Here is a 16,366-nt window from a genome sequence, read left to right as displayed (position 1 = left end):
ATTCCTCATCAAATAACTTCAAAAACTATGATGAGAATAAGCGATTATTCTACAACTTAAATGGCAAAGCCCCCTAGTTATAAAACAATCTTTTGCTTGCATTACAATTCCCTCCTGCTGTCTAAAAAACTAATGTTCTAAACTACCGTTTTTCAAGAGCTCTGTTTGCTCTTTTACGGCAAAAATCAATTACAAAAACGAAAGGAAATCCTTCCAAAAGAGACCCTTCAGTAAAAATACTGCTATACCTTTGGCCAATAAACTCTTTACAATAATGGAAATAACTTAGATACCAAACGAAACACACTAACACCCTCTCTTGTGCTTATTTAGAATCACCAATCATTTTGATACTATATATAGTATATACTCTCTCTCTTTCGTCAAGGTGAATTCAATTATTATTTTTAATTTTCCACGATCTTCCCACTAAAATTTTCAGTACTCAAAACTATGTAATAATATAACATTTTGTTGACAAACGTTATATTATTACATAGTTTCCAAAATAATAAGCAACGATGGTAAAAAATATGGATCTGCACTTCAATAAGACAACATTAGGCTATAAGAATAGAATAGCAATAAAGAACTTTTCAGCAAAGTTAAAAGCTGGTTCATTGGTTGCAATAACAGGTGATAATGGCGCTGGAAAATCGACACTGCTAAAAGCCATCGCCGGATTGATTAAACCTCTTAAAGGAAAAATTACAAAACCAAAAAAAAGCCGCATTGCTTATCTTGCTCAGCAATGTAATATAGATCAAACATTTCCAATTGATGTGAAAACGCTTGTAAAAACAGGACTGTGGTCTTTTTGTGGATTATGGAAGAATCAGCGCCCTTATGATTCTAAGATTCAGAATGCTCTTAAAATGGTTGGGCTTACAGAACTCGCACCCCGTTCGCTTGAAACATTATCAGGCGGGCAATTACAACGCGCTCTTTTTGCACGTATTATTGTACAAGATGCCAATATTATTTTACTTGATGAACCTTTCAATGGTGTAGATCATAATACCCAAAAAGACCTTCTTGCTCTGATCACATACTGGCAACAGCAAGGACGCACAATTCTCACAGCACTCCATAACCCTCTCATCGTGCAAGAATTTTTCCCCCAAATGATTCAAATTGATCAACAAAACGCCTTTTATGGAGAAACAACACAGTTTTTAAACAACACCCTTCATCACGTTATGCCACCTCTCACATCCAATTCTTTCCCTATTAGCGCACAAAAACAAAATCTTCTCATCAATGATCCTCTCTTTCTTAGGTTATAAGACGTGTATGCATTTTTTCTTGCCCCCTTTGTTGATTTCCAATTTATGCAAAACGCCCTTATCGGTTCTATTTTTCTGTCTATTAGCGCTTGTCCTGTTGGTGTGTTTTTGATGCTCCGTGGAATGAGCTTGACAGGAGATGCTATCTCTCATGCCATTCTTCCTGGTGTTGCAATTGCTTTTCTGATTTGTGGTTTTTCCCTCATATCTATGACACTTGGTGGTATCTTCGCTGGTCTTATTGTTGCTTTAGCAACCATTTTGATTTCACGAAACAGCTTTCAGAAAGAAGATGCATCCATGACCGTCTTTTATCTTATTGCACTCGCAGCAGGTGTTATTATTATCTCACTGAAAGACTCAACAATTGAGCTGCTTCATCTCTTATTCGGATCGGTTCTTGCACTTGATGCACAAGCCCTTTGGTTAATCACTACTATAATGCTGATTACACTCTGCAGCCTTTGTATTTTTTGGCGTGCACTCGTTTTAGAAAGCTTTGACCCCCTCTTTTTTAAATCACTCTCTCCATTGAGTAAATATATTCATATTTCATTGCTTGGACTTGTGGTGCTGAATCTGGTTGGAGGCTTTCAATCACTAGGAACATTACTTTCCGTTGGCATTATGATGATTCCAGCCATTACAGCCCGTTTTTGGTTTTCACGGCTAGGCCCTATTTGCGCGCTTTCCACTCTTTTTGGAATCATTTCTAGCGTAGGTGGTCTCCTGCTTTCTTTTCATCTTTCACTTCCCTCCGGCCCTGCTATCATCATTACCGCAGGATTTATTTATCTTGTTTCCTGTTTGATAAGTCCACGTGGCTTTATTGTAGCATGGTTTCCCCACCTCTTTTATACCTCCTCACTTTAAGGAAAAAAACGTGCCTAAATTTGCTCAAAAATTTGTTCTTCTTGGAGCTTTATTGCTTGCCCTTTCTCCATTTTCTGCTTCTGCACACAATAAAATCAAAGTTGTTGCGAGCTTTTCCATTCTTGCAGATCTCATAAAAAATGTAGGAGACAACCATATCTCTATGACCACTTTTGTAGGTCCCAATGCGAATACCCACACTTATGAACCTACCCCTCATGATGCTCAAGCTCTTAGAAATGCTCAAATTATTTTCATCAACGGACTTCATTTAGAGGGGTTCATTGACCGCCTTATCACAGCAAGCGGTACAAAAGCACTTCTTGTCAAAGTTAGTGATAATATACCCCCTCTCGAAATGAAAAAACAAGAACATAATGCCCATCATCACAGCGTTATTGACCCACACGCTTGGCAAACAATTCCCAATGTCAAAATCTATGTGAAGAATATTGCTGCTGCTTTTTGTAAAATTAATCCACAATCCTGCACCAGCTACAAAAAAAATGCCGAAACCTACATCCAAAAACTTAAAATAGCACAAGATACCCTGAAAACAAAAATTGCTACCATTCCTAAAGATAAACGTATCATTATCACATCTCATGATGCCTTTGGCTATTTTGCCAAGGAATATGGTTTTACTATCCTTGCCCCTCAAAGTGCTTCAACAGAAACTGAAGCAACCGCAGCCGATGTTGCTAAACTTATAAAACAAATTAAAGCGAATAAAGCAACTGCCCTATTCGTTGAAAATATCTCTAATCCCCGTCTCATAAAACAGATTGCAAAAGAAACAGGCTTAACAATTGGTGGAACACTTTATTCTGATGCATTGTCAAACAAAAATGGCCCTGCAGCAACTTATCTCGATATGATGGAACATAATGTGAATACCATCATTGATGCTATCACAAAACATTAAGATCTTCTATAAAAGAGATAAAAAAGAGTTCATAAAATCGTAAGTCTATGATTATGTTACTAATGATGCCCCAACAGCTATAATTGATAACATTGATATGAAATAAAGTTACTTTTACAGAGAAATTTATACTCTATAGATTCTAAGATAGATAAAGTAAGTGGATTTATTGCCTCATGGTGCCCAAACTGTCAGCAGTAGCATTCTATTTTTCAATGCTTTTTTTACAATAACTCTCGACACTTGAAACGATTCATAAGAAGAATTTGGTGTCTCTTTCTTAAAGTATTTTTATCTATCCAACTTCATTTATAACATGCAAGTAGAATTAGTGTATGAATAAAAACCACTTGAAGAAAAAATACCTCTTATGAAGAGTCTCAACACAATAATTGTTGCAATGTTGGAGACTGAAAGAGAGTATGATAATGGCCCCAGCTTGCATTTTTATAAGCATAAAGATGGCGATACACAATGGATTTTATGTTATACTACTTATAAACGACTGCGTGAAAAAATAGTTGGAACAACCTTGCATGATATTTTTTAAAAAAAGTGCGTAAATTGGCAACCCAATAGCCTTCTGTTTAGGTATTCTGTTTTGTATGAGAGATGCAATTCTATTCAAAGAACGTAAAAAAATGTGTTCGGCAATGCTTAATCGCCATTATGTAAGAGACACTGGCTCAGATGTTTTTGAAAATTGCAATACTAAATTAAAAGATGATGCTAAAGACAGAATCTATTTTTTATTTGATGCTTTCATATTCTCCCTAAATTAAGCTGTCTCCTCATTTTAGAAATTACACAAGCAGATAAGCTTATTCTACTTTGGCATACAAAACTGAATACAGCACTGAACCGTCTTCATATTTGTCTCAAACATACTGCTGTATAAAGTTTAGGTTGATTTATAAGCAACAAAAAGCACGCGCTTTATAAGAAAGTAATATCATAAAACCATTAATAAACTGGCAATATATTGAAAAAATATACCAGCTTTTATAGAATGCTTTGTAAAACAATAACATAACTGCCTTTGTCCCTGCTGATTCTTATAGGTATTCGCATCGATCCCTTATGTTATATTCATAAAGATCTGTTTGAGGATGATCTACAGGCAATTTTTAACTCAAGAATATAGAAAAGATCGATGAGATGTTACAGATGTGTTTCATCTGCTTTTATCGCTAAAAGTAATGAAAATTCTAAAACAAGCACGCCTTCTATCTCTCAGTGATTTTTTGCAACTTATCAGATACCCTTGCTGAGAATTGCATAGTGATTTACATGAGAAAAAATAAACTTGCAGCATGCGCGCATAGGTTTCTCTCTAATTTATGTGATTGGTAAAAAAAAACAAATGCTTCTTATAGGAGCTCTGAAACTATTTTAGATCATATGGCCAGCGGTAAGATAGAATGCGCCTATTCTCGTAGAGATTATTTAGAACAGCGTCGTATTTTGTGCATCAAATAGACTTCTTATGTTAGGGATCAAAGCTCAGATATGGGGCGCATCCTTCCTTATCTGTAACTCATTTTTTCTCTCTATTTCTCTCATTTGCTTTTATAATACACATAAATTATTACATCAAGAAACATATTATAATATGTTGTTTTTTATAACAAAATTATAAATGAGTAAAAATATGGTTAATAAAGATTTATTCTATATTGATATTTTTTTATAATGAAAATGATGTTTGAAAATTATATTCTTCTTACAGACCGTGAAAATGCAAAATTTCTTCATATAAATGTTTTGACATTCTCAGCGCTATGGGACAATAGATCATTACCAAAACTGTTAAAATTTTGTTTTTAATCCCATCGGTTACAACCTGAGTTTGTAAATGTAATTGAGCAAGTCAAAACACACCATTATCATGACGCAGCATAAAAGAGAGTCGTATCACATCAATTAATGCTTACTTATTATTTGTGCGCTTTCCTGTGTTTTTATTAAAAGTATGAAAATTCTGATGAGCAACAGTGAAACTTAGTTTTTGACCATAGTCGTGTGTCAAGCGTTCTTTTATTTCAATCGTAAAGATGATACCATTCCAACGCGTTAAAACATGGCAACCTGTTCCAATAAGCTTGATAAGCTCAATTTTTGTGTGAAAGACAGGCCCTTTATCTGGATGTTCGCCCAATAAGATTATTTCAGGTCTGAATGCTAAAAGATCAGTTTCTTCACCATAAGAAAATGAATGCCCTAAATGTTGTTCTAAGACATAGCGATCAAGAAAATTCATAGGAGGAGAACCAATAAAATCAGCAACAAATGTTGTTGCTGGAGTATCGTAAATTTCCATTGGTGTTCCAATTTGCTCGATAGCTCCTTTATTCAAAACGACTATTCTATCAGCTAATATCATAGCTTCTAGTTGATCATGGGTAACATAGAGGCTCGTTGTTCCTAATGAACGCTGTAGTGTTTTTATTTCAATACACATTTGCGCCCGTAATTTTGCATCAAGATTTGAAAGAGGTTCATCAAAGAGAAAAACACGGGGTTGACGTACAATCACACGCCCCATTGCAACACGCTGACGTTGTCCTCCTGATAATTGTCGTGGTTTACGATCAAGAAATGGTTCTATCTCCAAAAGCTTTGCAGCATGTGCGATACGTTTTTTAATTTCTTCTTTAGGAGTTTTACGATTTTTAAGACCATATTCTAAATTTCCACGAACTGTCATATGGGGATAAAGGGCATAATTTTGAAAAACCATAGCGATATCACGATCAGCTGGTTCACGATCATTGATACATTCGTTATCAATGCATAATTCACCTGAGGTAACTTGTTCAAGTCCTGCTATAATACGTAATAAGGTCGATTTTCCGCACCCTGAAGGACCGACAAGAACAAGAAGTTCTTTATCGGCAACAGTTAAGTTTAAATCATCAATGACCAGAATGCCGTTGTCATACTGTTTTTTTATATTTGATAACTGGATTATGGCCACAATTACTTCTCCGTTTCAATAAGGCCTTTGATAAAAAGCCGCTGCATGAAGATAACAACAAGAACAGGGGGAACCATGGCAACAACCGATACTGCCATGAGTATATTCCATTGAGGATCATGTTGAAGTGATTCGACAATAAGCTGTTTTAAAATAATAAGGATCGTTTGATGATTTTGATCCGTTGTGATGATAAGAGGCCAGAGATATTGTATCCATCCATAAATGAACATAATGATAAATAAAGCAGCAATATTGCTTTTACTAAGAGGAAGAAGAATATCCTTAAAAAATTTAACTGGACCTGCACCATCAACACGTGCCGCCTCTAAGAGTTCATCTGGAACAGTCAAAAAAAACTGGCGAAATAAAAATGTAGCGGTCGCAGATGCAATAAGTGGAATAATCATTCCACTATAGGTGTTGACCATCCCCAATTTTGCAACAATCTCATAGGTTGGAAGAATACGAACTTCGACAGGGAGCATCAATGTAACAAAAATAAGAACAAAAGCAGTTTTTCGGAAGGGAAAGCGCATGTAAATAATTGCATAAGCAGACAAAAGTGAAATAATAATTTTTCCAACGCTAATCCCAAGAGCCATAATGAATGAATTCATTAAGAGTGGCCAGAGGTTGGGCAAACCCAGCTGTGCAAGGCCATCACCAAAGATTGTTTTATAATTTTCCAGAGCATATTTCCCAGGCAAAAGAGGAAGTGTTCCTGAGTTAAATGCTGCTGAACTATGAGTTGATGCAATGATAGCAACATAAACTGGAAAGCAAATAATGATAATACCAACAATGAGAATAATATGGGTTAGAAATTTCAAAACAGGGCGATTTTCAACCATAATTTGTTTCCTAATATTGTACACGGCGCTCAATCCAGCGAAACTGGATAAACGTTAAGACAATAACCATCAACATCAATATTGTTGATTGTGCTGCTGATGCACCGATTATTTGATTTCTAAAGCCATCGTCATATACTTTATAGACGAGGATGCTCGTTGCACGCGCAGGACCTCCAGAAGTTGTATTATCAATAATACCAAAAGTATCAAACATAACATAATTGACATTGACAATAAGAAGGAAAAACGTCGTTGGTGAAATTTGCGGGAAAACCACTGTCCAAAATCGTTTAAAGGGACCAGCACCATCAATGGCGGCTGCTTCTATTTGAGAACGCGGAACAGATTGAAGACCTGTAAGAAAAAAGAGAAAATTGTAAGAAATTTGTTTCCAACTAGCCGCAATGACAATAAGAATCATTGCTTGAGTGCCATTAATACGATAATTCCATAGCACTCCTATTTTCTCGAGAAAAAAAGGGATAATTCCGATGGTGGGATGAAAGATAAACAGCCACAATATACCTGCCAATACTGGAGCAACAGCATAGGGCCAGAGCAAAAGCATTGTATAAGCCTTTTTTGCACGGATGACACGATCAACACAGACAGCTAAGAGAAGTGATATTGTCATTGAAGCGACAGTAACTGAGATGGAAAATACTGCGGTTGTAAAAAGCGATTGCCGATAAGTAGGATCAGAAAGAACGGTTAGATAATTCTCAAAACCAATAAAGGTTGTTGTAAAGCCAAAAGGGTCTTCACGCTCAAAAGATGATTTTATTGCTTGAGCAGCAGGCCAAAAGAAAAACAAAAAAGTCACAAGAAGCTGAGGAAAAAGCAGTCCGTAAGAAAGTAGACTATTTTTAAAATATGCATGTTTTTCTTGCATTCATAGGGCTCTTTAAATGTAGAGACTTTAAAAAAGTAAACAAAAAGGACTCAACCGTTTTTGTTGAGTCTTTAATGTTTAACAATAAAACGAAATTAATGATTAGATCTTTCAAATTCACGCAAGAGTTTATTTCCACGTTCAACGGTCTCATCTAAACCATCTTTCGGCGTTTTTGAACCACTAAGAACAGCTTCCAACTCTTGATCAAGAATGGCACGAATTTGTGGTAAATTACCAAATCTTATCCCTTTTGAGTTAACTGTTGGTGGATTAAGATTAATCTGTTTGATAGCTATATCCGCACCTGGCGTTTTTTCATAGAAATGTTGTTTTTTGCTCAATTCATAAGTCGCTTTTGTGGTTGGGAGATAACCTGTTTCCTGATGCCATTTTGCTTGATTTTCTGTTTTTGAAAGAAATTTAAGAAAAGCGGCTGCCCCTGCATATTCCTTTGGAGTATGGCCCTTAAACGCCCAAATAGAAGCTCCCCCAATAACTGAATTTTGTGGTGCTCCTTCTGTATCCTTATAGTACGGTAGCATACCAACCCCCACATTAAACTGAGCTTCAGAAACAATTCCAGCATGTGATCCTGAAGATTGCATAAAAATTGCACAATTTTGTGCCATAAACATTGGTGTTGAATCTAATGCACCTGCTGGACCACCATAACGGAAAATACCTTGATCAGACCACTTTTTCAGGTCAGTCCACATACGCACTTGTAAAGGTCCATTAAATGTAAGTTCTGAATCAAGTCCTTTAAAGCCATTTTCCTTCGTTCCAAAAGGAACATTATGCAACGCTGAAAAATTTTCTATACCAATCCATTGAGCGGCATAAGCCATTGTAAAACCACAAGTTGCCGCTTTAGTCTCAAGAATTTTCTTGGAAAAGTTTTCTATATCTTGCCACGTTCTAGGAGGCTGTTCTGGATCAAGCCCTGCTTTTTTAAAGATATCTTTGTTATAATAAAGGATGGGTGTTGAAATATTAAATGGCATAGAGACGATACGTCCCTGTTCATCGGAGTAATAACCACTAATAGCAGGGAAATAATCTGTAGGATCAAATTCTTGTTTTGTATCAGCCATAAGTTGATAAAATGGGTAGATTGCACCTTTTGCAGCCATCATAGTTCCAGTACCAACGTCATAAATTTGAGCAAGTACTGGCTGTTTCTTTCCACGAAATGCTGCAATGAGTGAAATCAATCCCTCTTCATATTCACCGCGAAATGAAGAAACAACTTTATACTCAGATTGACTTGCATTAAAATCGTTAATGAGACTTTCAGTTTGCTTTCCTAATTCACCACTCATAGAATGCCAAAAGCTGATTTTTGTCTGTGCAAAACTTTCTGTCATCCCCGCTGTGGACATTATGATAGCAACCGTGGCCGCTATGGAAAGATAAAAACGACTCATGCTTCACCCTTTCTGAAGTGATGGAATACAAACTACCCCTAAATTTATAGTATTACACATGAACATGCTATGACAGTTTTATTTCAGAAACATATTCTCTCATTTAAACAGGAACCACCTAAAGGTCAAATGAATTTGTTTAAATTTATTTATTTTCTTTTATAAGCTTTCTTATGTATTCACGAAATACGCGTTTGTAACTATCTGAAAAAAGTGAGATGGCTTAAATAAGAAAAGTCACTTGGTAAAAAGATATAGATCGTAAATATCATTTCAATGACTATTTTAATATCTGGATTTACTTTTTTAAAAAGAATTGTTTATTCTTTTATTATTTGTCTTATAACTTTCGGCTTATAACTTTAACACGATGTTGCTACTGAATTTAAAGAAGAGACAAATAGAATTTTTTTAAAATTAAGAAAATCATTTTGAAGCGCTTAATAGTCTCTTTCCCTGTAACAAGATCACACCCCTCACGCAAAACAAAATGACACTGTATAACCAATTTCCATGCTGTTAAAAAATCTTTCAATACATCTACATTTCATGATAGCACCTATAAAATAAGCCCTAAAGCCTCTCCATTAAAGTATATAAGACTTTTTGTATGCCATCATTTTTACACTTCATAAAAGTGCAAAACGACATCATCATGTGCGATCCTAATGCTTCAACAAATCTTGCATTTAAAATACGTTAAATGAATATTTTTATTCTTTTCTCAATCATTTTTTATCCACACACCAACCCTGCTTGTAATGTGCAAACGAATGATTTTGATTGATTCATTGTAAAAATATTTGAAATAAGAGAATCTTACGTATTAAGGTCTCTTACTCACATGAATAAAATATTAATTATGATTATAAATCAATGTATTATTGTCGTATATTAGATAATTTTTCTTCTTTCATTACGCTAACTTTATGAAGATATATAGTTCCTTTTGTGTTGATGTATTTTTACCTTTGTGCACACAATTGCAATGCGAGATCAGGTTGATCTGTCGTAATATAATGTACAGGCATATCAAGCCAATATGATAACCGAGCTTTTCCATTAATTGTCCATACCCCTACAGTAAAACCAGCCTCAAGAGCTGATTCAATAAAGTTCTGTGAAACAATAGAGCCATCTAAACTTAGATCAGAATAACCTAATTGCTTCCATTCAGAAAAATGACGGTACATATCACCTTCGAAATTATCAACACATGGACCAGATGGTATTCCTGCTTCAATAAAAGGACGAAGGATAAAAGGATCAAAACTAATAGCAGAAACCCGTTCTGATAAATTTCGGCTTTTTATTAGCGCAAGCGCTTTTTGGGATAATATTGTTTCGCGCTCCACTTCACCGCATGTCTTGATTTCAAGATGCAATGCAACATTCGTTGGTGCTAAAAGATCAAGCACTTCTTCTAATAAGGGAGGTGCTTCTTGGCTTCCTTTTACGCAGAGTTGTTTGCGTGTTTCATTATCAATGTCGTGAATATACCCCTTTTTTCCAACCAATTGGTCTAGACGGAAGTCGTGAAAGACAACCACTTCACCGCTTTTTAGCAAATGAACGTCGCATTCAACTTCATCAACACCTAACGCTATAGCATTATTAAATGCCGAAAGGGTATTTTCAGGATAAAGATGAGCTCCTCCACGGTGTGCAACAATTTTTTTCTCAGACATGCAAAATCCCACACTTCTCAATTTTAAACGATATTGACGTACAGATTGCCAGATAAAAGCTTATATCATATGAAAATACACAATCATTTTTAAATGATTTTTTCTACACTTTTCGAATATCAAACCCTCAGTCATATTTTATTCTTAAAAGACTTATCCTTCATTTTAATTATTCCCATTCAATAGTACTAGGAGGCTTTGAGGTTACATCATATACAACACGATTAATCCCTCTAACTTCGTTAATAATACGTGCTGCTGTCTTACTTAAAAACGCCATATCATAAGGATAAAAATCAGCAGTCATTCCATCTACAGATGTGACGGCGCGAAGAGCACAAACAAATTCATAAGTGCGACCATCCCCCATAACACCAACAGTTTGAACTGGAAGAAGAACAGCAAAAGCTTGCCAAATTTCATCATAAAGACCGGCCTTACGGATTTCCTCAAGATAAATAGCATCTGCTTCGCGTAAAATTTCTAATTTTTCACGTGTTACAGCACCTGGACACCGAATTGCAAGGCCGGGACCTGGAAAAGGATGGCGACCAATAAACTGCTCCGGTAGCCCTAACTCTCGTCCTAGCGAGCGAACCTCATCCTTAAAGAGCTCACGTAACGGTTCTACAAGTTTCATCTTCATCTGTTCTGGTAGCCCACCCACATTATGATGGCTTTTAATGGTTACCGTTTCACCAATAGCAGACACACTCTCAATAACATCTGGATAAAGTGTTCCTTGTGCTAAAAACTCTGCACCTCCTATTTTTTTCGTTTCTTCTTCAAAAACTTCAATAAAAAGGCGACCAATTGTTTTGCGCTTTTTTTCTGGATCTGTCTCACCTTCTAAAGCATTAAGAAATATATCGGCAGCATTAACGTGAATAAGCTCTATATTATAATGATCACGAAAGAGCGTGAGAACTTCTTTAGCTTCATTCTTGCGCATCAGCCCATGGTCTACCAAAATGCATGTCAGTTGATCTCCTATGGCTTCGTGAAGGAGTACCGCTACAACAGATGAATCCACTCCCCCTGAAAGACCACAAATCACACGACTTTTCCCAACTTTTTGTCGTATCGTAGCAATTGCCTGCTCACGATAAGAAGCCATTGACCAACTACCTTTAATAGCAGAGATTTTATGAACAAAATTTTGCAAAAGTTTTGTACCATCCGGTGTATGGATAACTTCAGGATGAAACTGTACCGCATAAAAATGTCTTTTTTCATCCGCAATAGCCGCATAGGGAGCTCCTTTTGAGGTTCCTATGACACGAAAACCTTCTGGTAAAGCTGCCACACGGTCACCATGGCTCATCCATACTTGATAACGAGAACCTTTTTCCCACACTCCATCAAAAAGGGCACTCTCTTCTTGAACTTCCAAAAAAGCACGCCCAAATTCACGCTCATGTCCAGCTTCAACCTTTCCTCCAAGCTGAATACACATGACTTGTTCACCATAGCAAATACCCAGAATCGGAACACCCGCCTCAAAAATTTCCATTGGAGCACGCGGAGAGCCCTCATCAATAACGGAATAAGGACTCCCTGATAAAATAATAGCTTTAGGATTTATGCGGCGCACAGCTTCTAAAGCCAATTGAAAAGGAGCAATTTCACAATATACCCCCATTGCTCGTACCCGTCGTGCAATAAGTTGTGTAACTTGTGAACCAAAGTCAATAATAAGAACAGTGTCTGGATGTGATATGCTCATAGAAAACCAATCAACAATTGTAAAAGAAAACTCATGAGAGTTATGATTTAATCTTTCTCTTTTCACAAGCCTATTTTCTTACGAAAAAGATTATTCTCGTAAAGTTTATGATAAAAAGTGCAAAAATATGGATCAATGTTTTTTTTGCAACACAGATAAAAAGAACCCATCTGTTTGTGTTGTGGCTGGCGACAAAGTAAGTCCATAATTTGAAAAAACTGGTTGCACAGGAGAAAAACTAAAATGTTTCTGCCAAAGCGCTGGCATATCTATTGGAGAAAAATGAGAATGTTGTTGAAGGAAATGGGAAATTTGTTCCTCATTTTCATCTGTAAAAAGAGAACAGGTAATATAGATTAAGCGCCCATTTGGCTTAAGATAAGCTATCGCTTCATTCAAAATATCCCTCTGTTCTGTTTGGCGTTGTTTCACTTGTTCTAATGTTAAACGCCATTTCGCATCTGGACGACGACGCCATGTTCCTGTCCCACTACATGGTGCATCTAGTAGAACTCTATCCATCTGGCCTATTAATGGCTTCAATTCTTCTTTTTGTGCTCGTGTTTGTACATTACGAACACCAGCGCGTCGAAGACGATCAAAAATAGGAGCTAAGCGCGCTTTATCGGAATCATAAGCATAAATTTGCCCACGATTGTTCATATCGGAAGCTAAAGCTAATGTTTTGCCACCAGCACCTGCACAATAATCTAATACCTGCATGCTCTCTTGCGCTTCCACAAGGTGAGCAACAATTTGAGATCCTAAATCCTGTATTTCAAAGTGTCCTTTTTGAAAAGCTGGTTCCACTTGAACATTGGGATGACGATTAAACTTTTCAATCGGTGCAATTCTTAAAGCTTGCCCAAACCATGGAAAAGATTTAAGTTTGGTTTTTGCTAATTCTTTCAGCACCTTTTCTGGTGTTGCCTTTAGGTTATTTACCCGTAGGTCTAAAGAAGGACGCGTTGCTAACGCAGCCGCTTCAGTGATCCAATTATCACCAAATAAAGGACGCAGATGCGCTTGACACCATTGCGGAATATCACCACGAATATAGTCTGGAGCATCCACTAATTGCTGACCTTGCCACGATTTACGCTGTTTAGCCCCTAATAACTGCGGTGCAAACCGATCTTCTGTCAACTCACCGTCAATTTGCTCCAGCGTCATTTTTCCAGAATCTAATAAGGCACCAAAAACGATATCTCGGATATCATCACTCTCCATACGCCATTGTAAAGAATAACGTCGTCTTAAAACATCATAAACGATTGTACCAATAGCTGCACGATCACCTGCTCCAGCAAAGCGATGAGAAAGACCCCAATCCTTTAAAGCTTCTCCTACTGGGCGATGCTTCATTTCTATCTCTGTGAGAACATCTATTGCTGCTTGCAAACGCCCACCTAATCGCATTCATTTCTCCCATTAAAATAATAAAATTTTAAATCATCTAAAAAATAATATTATCGCCTTCTTGCCAATGAAACCTTCTCAACGCCATAAAAAATTTACATTCAATCTTAAAACGATCTGATCATACTTTTTTATAAGATCCAATTTAGAGTATCTAAATTTTTCCTTTCATCTTCTGCCCATTCGTTTTTTATCCTTCTACCTCTTATACTAAAAGATACGTAGCCATCCATAAAAAACTTATTTCCGCCATGCATTACGAAAAAAACAAACTCTTTAATTTATTGGCGTAAAATAAAGTTTACGAGGATTGTCTGAACAATAGAAAAAATCTTCTCATAAAATTAAACAAGCTCATCTTACGTTCAACAAAAAATTAACTTTTTAGAAAATGCTTGGAACCACTATTTGGCATGACCGTTTTTACTCTAATGGCAACTGCCAGACAATTTTAAAGGAGAAAATAATGACTTATAATAATGGAAAAACAACTTCGTCTAAAAGCCGTCATAATACAATGCCCTCAAACAACGGAAAGAAATCCGTTCAAAGTGATCAGACAAACACTCGCCAACGTGCGTCAAAGACTGGACGGAAGACAACAAAAAGTTAATTCTAATTTTATATAACTTATTTCATATAGTCTTAACAGAAAGAATTAGAGTTTTAACCTCTAATTCTTTCCTTTTTGGGATTATTACACCAAATTACAAACAGAAAAAGCGCAGTCTCTCTTTCTTGTTCTCGGCAAATTTTATATTTATGCAATATGATATTAGGCTCTTGTATCTTTAAACTGGCCCACGATAATTTGGACTCTCTCGTGTGATAGAAACATCATGCGTATGACTTTCATGGAGTCCCGCATTCGTAATACGTACAAACGTTGCTTTTTCACGAAACTCTACGAGATCTTTTGCTCCAACATACCCCATCGAAGCACGAAGTCCACCAGCAAGCTGATGTAGAACTGATGCTATAGGACCTTTATAAGCCACCTGCCCCTCCACACCCTCAGGAACCAACTTAAGTTCATCACGAACATCATCTTGAAAATAGCGATCTGCCGATCCTCGTGCCATAGCACCAACAGATCCCATGCCGCGATAAGCTTTAAAGGATCGTCCTTGATAAAGATAAACTTCGCCAGGACTTTCTTCTGTACCCGCTAAAAGAGAGCCAATCATAGCAGCACAAGCCCCACCTGCTAAGGCTTTAGCAAAATCACCCGAAGCTTTTATCCCCCCATCAGCAATAACGGGAATGCCCGCTTTTTCAGCAACTTCTGCAGCATTCATAATGGCTGCAAGCTGAGGAACACCAACACCTGCAACAATTCGCGTTGTGCAAATAGAACCAGGACCAATCCCAACTTTTATAGCATCCGCACCACTGTCAATCAAAGCCTGTGTTGCTTGAGCAGTCGCCACATTACCAGCAATAATAGCTGGAGAAAACGTCATTTTTTTAATACGCTCAACAGTGTCTAATACACGCTGAGAATGTCCATGTGCAGTATCAATTACTAGAATATCAACGCCTGCATCAATTAATCGTTCAGCCCGCTCAAACCCATCGTTCCCTACACTACTTGCAGCTGCAACACGCAAGCGACCTTGTGAATCTTTGGCAGCGTTTGGATTTAATTTTGCTTTTTCAATATCCTTAACTGTTATCAGTCCGACACAACGATTCTGTTCATCCACAACTAATAATTTTTCAATACGATGATGATGTAAAAGATACTTCGCTTCATTGAGTTGAACATTTTCACGCACTGTGATTAAATTTTCATGCGTCATTAATTCATAAATTTTTTGTTTAGGATCCGATGCAAAACGCACATCCCTATTTGTCAAAATGCCAACAAGCCGTCCAGCAGTTTCACCTTTAGCACCATTTTCAACAACCGGAATACCGGAAATACCATGAGAGCGCATCAAAGATTTTGCTTCTTCAAGTGTTGCATCTGGTCCAATGGTGACTGGATTAACAACCATACCAGATTCAAACTTTTTTACTTGGCGAACTTCTTCTGCCTGCTCTGCAGGAGACATATTACGATGAATAACCCCAAGACCACCAGCTTGAGCCATAGCAATTGCCAAACGCGATTCTGTTACCGTATCCATTGCCGCAGAAAGCAATGGCAAATTGAGCTTAATATCCGCTGCAATGCGCGTACTGAGATCCACTTGACTAGGCATAACAAGAGAATGACCGGGTTGTAAAAGTACATCATCAAAAGTCAGTGCCAATGCACCTGTCCCCGTTTCAACAATCTTTGCCATAT

General features: G+C 36.9%; 12 protein-coding genes. 4 read left to right on the top strand and 8 right to left on the bottom strand.

Annotation, left to right across the window (positions count from 1 at the left end; genetic code table 11):
• Positions 1–533: 533 nt before the first annotated feature.
• Genes ACFIKX_RS04470 through ACFIKX_RS04460 form a run of 3 tightly spaced genes read left to right on the top strand, consistent with a single transcriptional unit; the run spans position 534 to position 3,084 of the window.
• On the top strand, positions 534–1,286 hold the full coding sequence (locus ACFIKX_RS04470; protein ID WP_375627658.1) for an ABC transporter ATP-binding protein: 753 nt from the start codon (positions 534–536) through the stop codon (positions 1,284–1,286).
• Positions 1,287–1,289: 3 nt separating this feature from the next.
• Positions 1,290–2,159 carry a metal ABC transporter permease gene (locus ACFIKX_RS04465; RefSeq protein WP_375627659.1) on the top strand — a complete coding sequence of 290 codons (870 nt, stop codon included), beginning with the start codon at positions 1,290–1,292 and terminating at the stop codon, positions 2,157–2,159.
• Positions 2,160–2,169: 10 nt separating this feature from the next.
• Complete coding sequence (locus ACFIKX_RS04460; RefSeq protein ID WP_375627660.1) at positions 2,170–3,084, top strand: metal ABC transporter solute-binding protein, Zn/Mn family; 915 nt, start codon at positions 2,170–2,172, stop codon at positions 3,082–3,084.
• 1,930 nt (positions 3,085–5,014) lie between these two features.
• Here ACFIKX_RS04460 and ACFIKX_RS04455 read toward each other — a convergent pair.
• The 7 genes from ACFIKX_RS04455 to ACFIKX_RS04425 form a co-directional block, all read right to left on the bottom strand.
• Positions 5,015–6,061, bottom strand: a complete 1,047-nt coding sequence (locus ACFIKX_RS04455) for a sn-glycerol-3-phosphate import ATP-binding protein UgpC (protein ID WP_375627661.1) — start codon at positions 6,059–6,061, stop codon at positions 5,015–5,017.
• Positions 6,062–6,063: 2 nt separating this feature from the next.
• Complete coding sequence (gene ugpE / locus ACFIKX_RS04450) at positions 6,064–6,915, bottom strand: sn-glycerol-3-phosphate ABC transporter permease UgpE (RefSeq protein WP_375613289.1); 852 nt, start codon at positions 6,913–6,915, stop codon at positions 6,064–6,066.
• 10 nt (positions 6,916–6,925) lie between these two features.
• The gene (ugpA, locus tag ACFIKX_RS04445) at positions 6,926–7,810 is read right to left on the bottom strand and encodes a sn-glycerol-3-phosphate ABC transporter permease UgpA (protein ID WP_375627662.1); all 885 of its coding nucleotides are present in this window, start codon (positions 7,808–7,810) and stop codon (positions 6,926–6,928) included.
• 95 nt (positions 7,811–7,905) lie between these two features.
• The gene (ugpB, locus tag ACFIKX_RS04440) at positions 7,906–9,240 is read right to left on the bottom strand and encodes a sn-glycerol-3-phosphate ABC transporter substrate-binding protein UgpB (RefSeq protein WP_375618067.1); all 1,335 of its coding nucleotides are present in this window, start codon (positions 9,238–9,240) and stop codon (positions 7,906–7,908) included.
• A gap of 965 nt (positions 9,241–10,205) precedes the next feature.
• Positions 10,206–10,928, bottom strand: a complete 723-nt coding sequence (locus ACFIKX_RS04435) for a glycerophosphodiester phosphodiesterase (protein ID WP_375611843.1) — start codon at positions 10,926–10,928, stop codon at positions 10,206–10,208.
• A 169-nt stretch (positions 10,929–11,097) separates the two neighbouring features.
• Positions 11,098–12,654 carry a glutamine-hydrolyzing GMP synthase gene (gene guaA, locus ACFIKX_RS04430; protein ID WP_375627663.1) on the bottom strand — a complete coding sequence of 519 codons (1,557 nt, stop codon included), beginning with the start codon at positions 12,652–12,654 and terminating at the stop codon, positions 11,098–11,100.
• Positions 12,655–12,786: 132 nt separating this feature from the next.
• Entirely contained in the window at positions 12,787–14,073 is a 1,287-nt protein-coding gene (locus ACFIKX_RS04425; protein ID WP_375627664.1) for an RsmB/NOP family class I SAM-dependent RNA methyltransferase, read from the bottom strand.
• Between the two features lie 466 nt (positions 14,074–14,539).
• Here ACFIKX_RS04425 and ACFIKX_RS04420 point away from each other — a divergent pair, with 466 nt between their 5' ends.
• Positions 14,540–14,686, top strand: a complete 147-nt coding sequence (locus ACFIKX_RS04420) for a hypothetical protein (RefSeq protein ID WP_273722522.1) — start codon at positions 14,540–14,542, stop codon at positions 14,684–14,686.
• A 178-nt stretch (positions 14,687–14,864) separates the two neighbouring features.
• Here ACFIKX_RS04420 and guaB read toward each other — a convergent pair whose 3' ends face one another.
• The gene (gene guaB, locus ACFIKX_RS04415; RefSeq protein ID WP_375613284.1) at positions 14,865–16,364 is read right to left on the bottom strand and encodes an IMP dehydrogenase; all 1,500 of its coding nucleotides are present in this window, start codon (positions 16,362–16,364) and stop codon (positions 14,865–14,867) included.
• Positions 16,365–16,366 lie beyond the last annotated feature (2 nt).

Source organism: Bartonella sp. CM86QHHN (assembly GCF_042194695.1).
In the GTDB taxonomy this organism is placed as follows: domain Bacteria; phylum Pseudomonadota; class Alphaproteobacteria; order Rhizobiales; family Rhizobiaceae; genus Bartonella.
The sequence above is the reverse complement of the archived record's forward strand: the minus strand, read 5'-3'. Positions and strand labels throughout refer to the sequence as shown.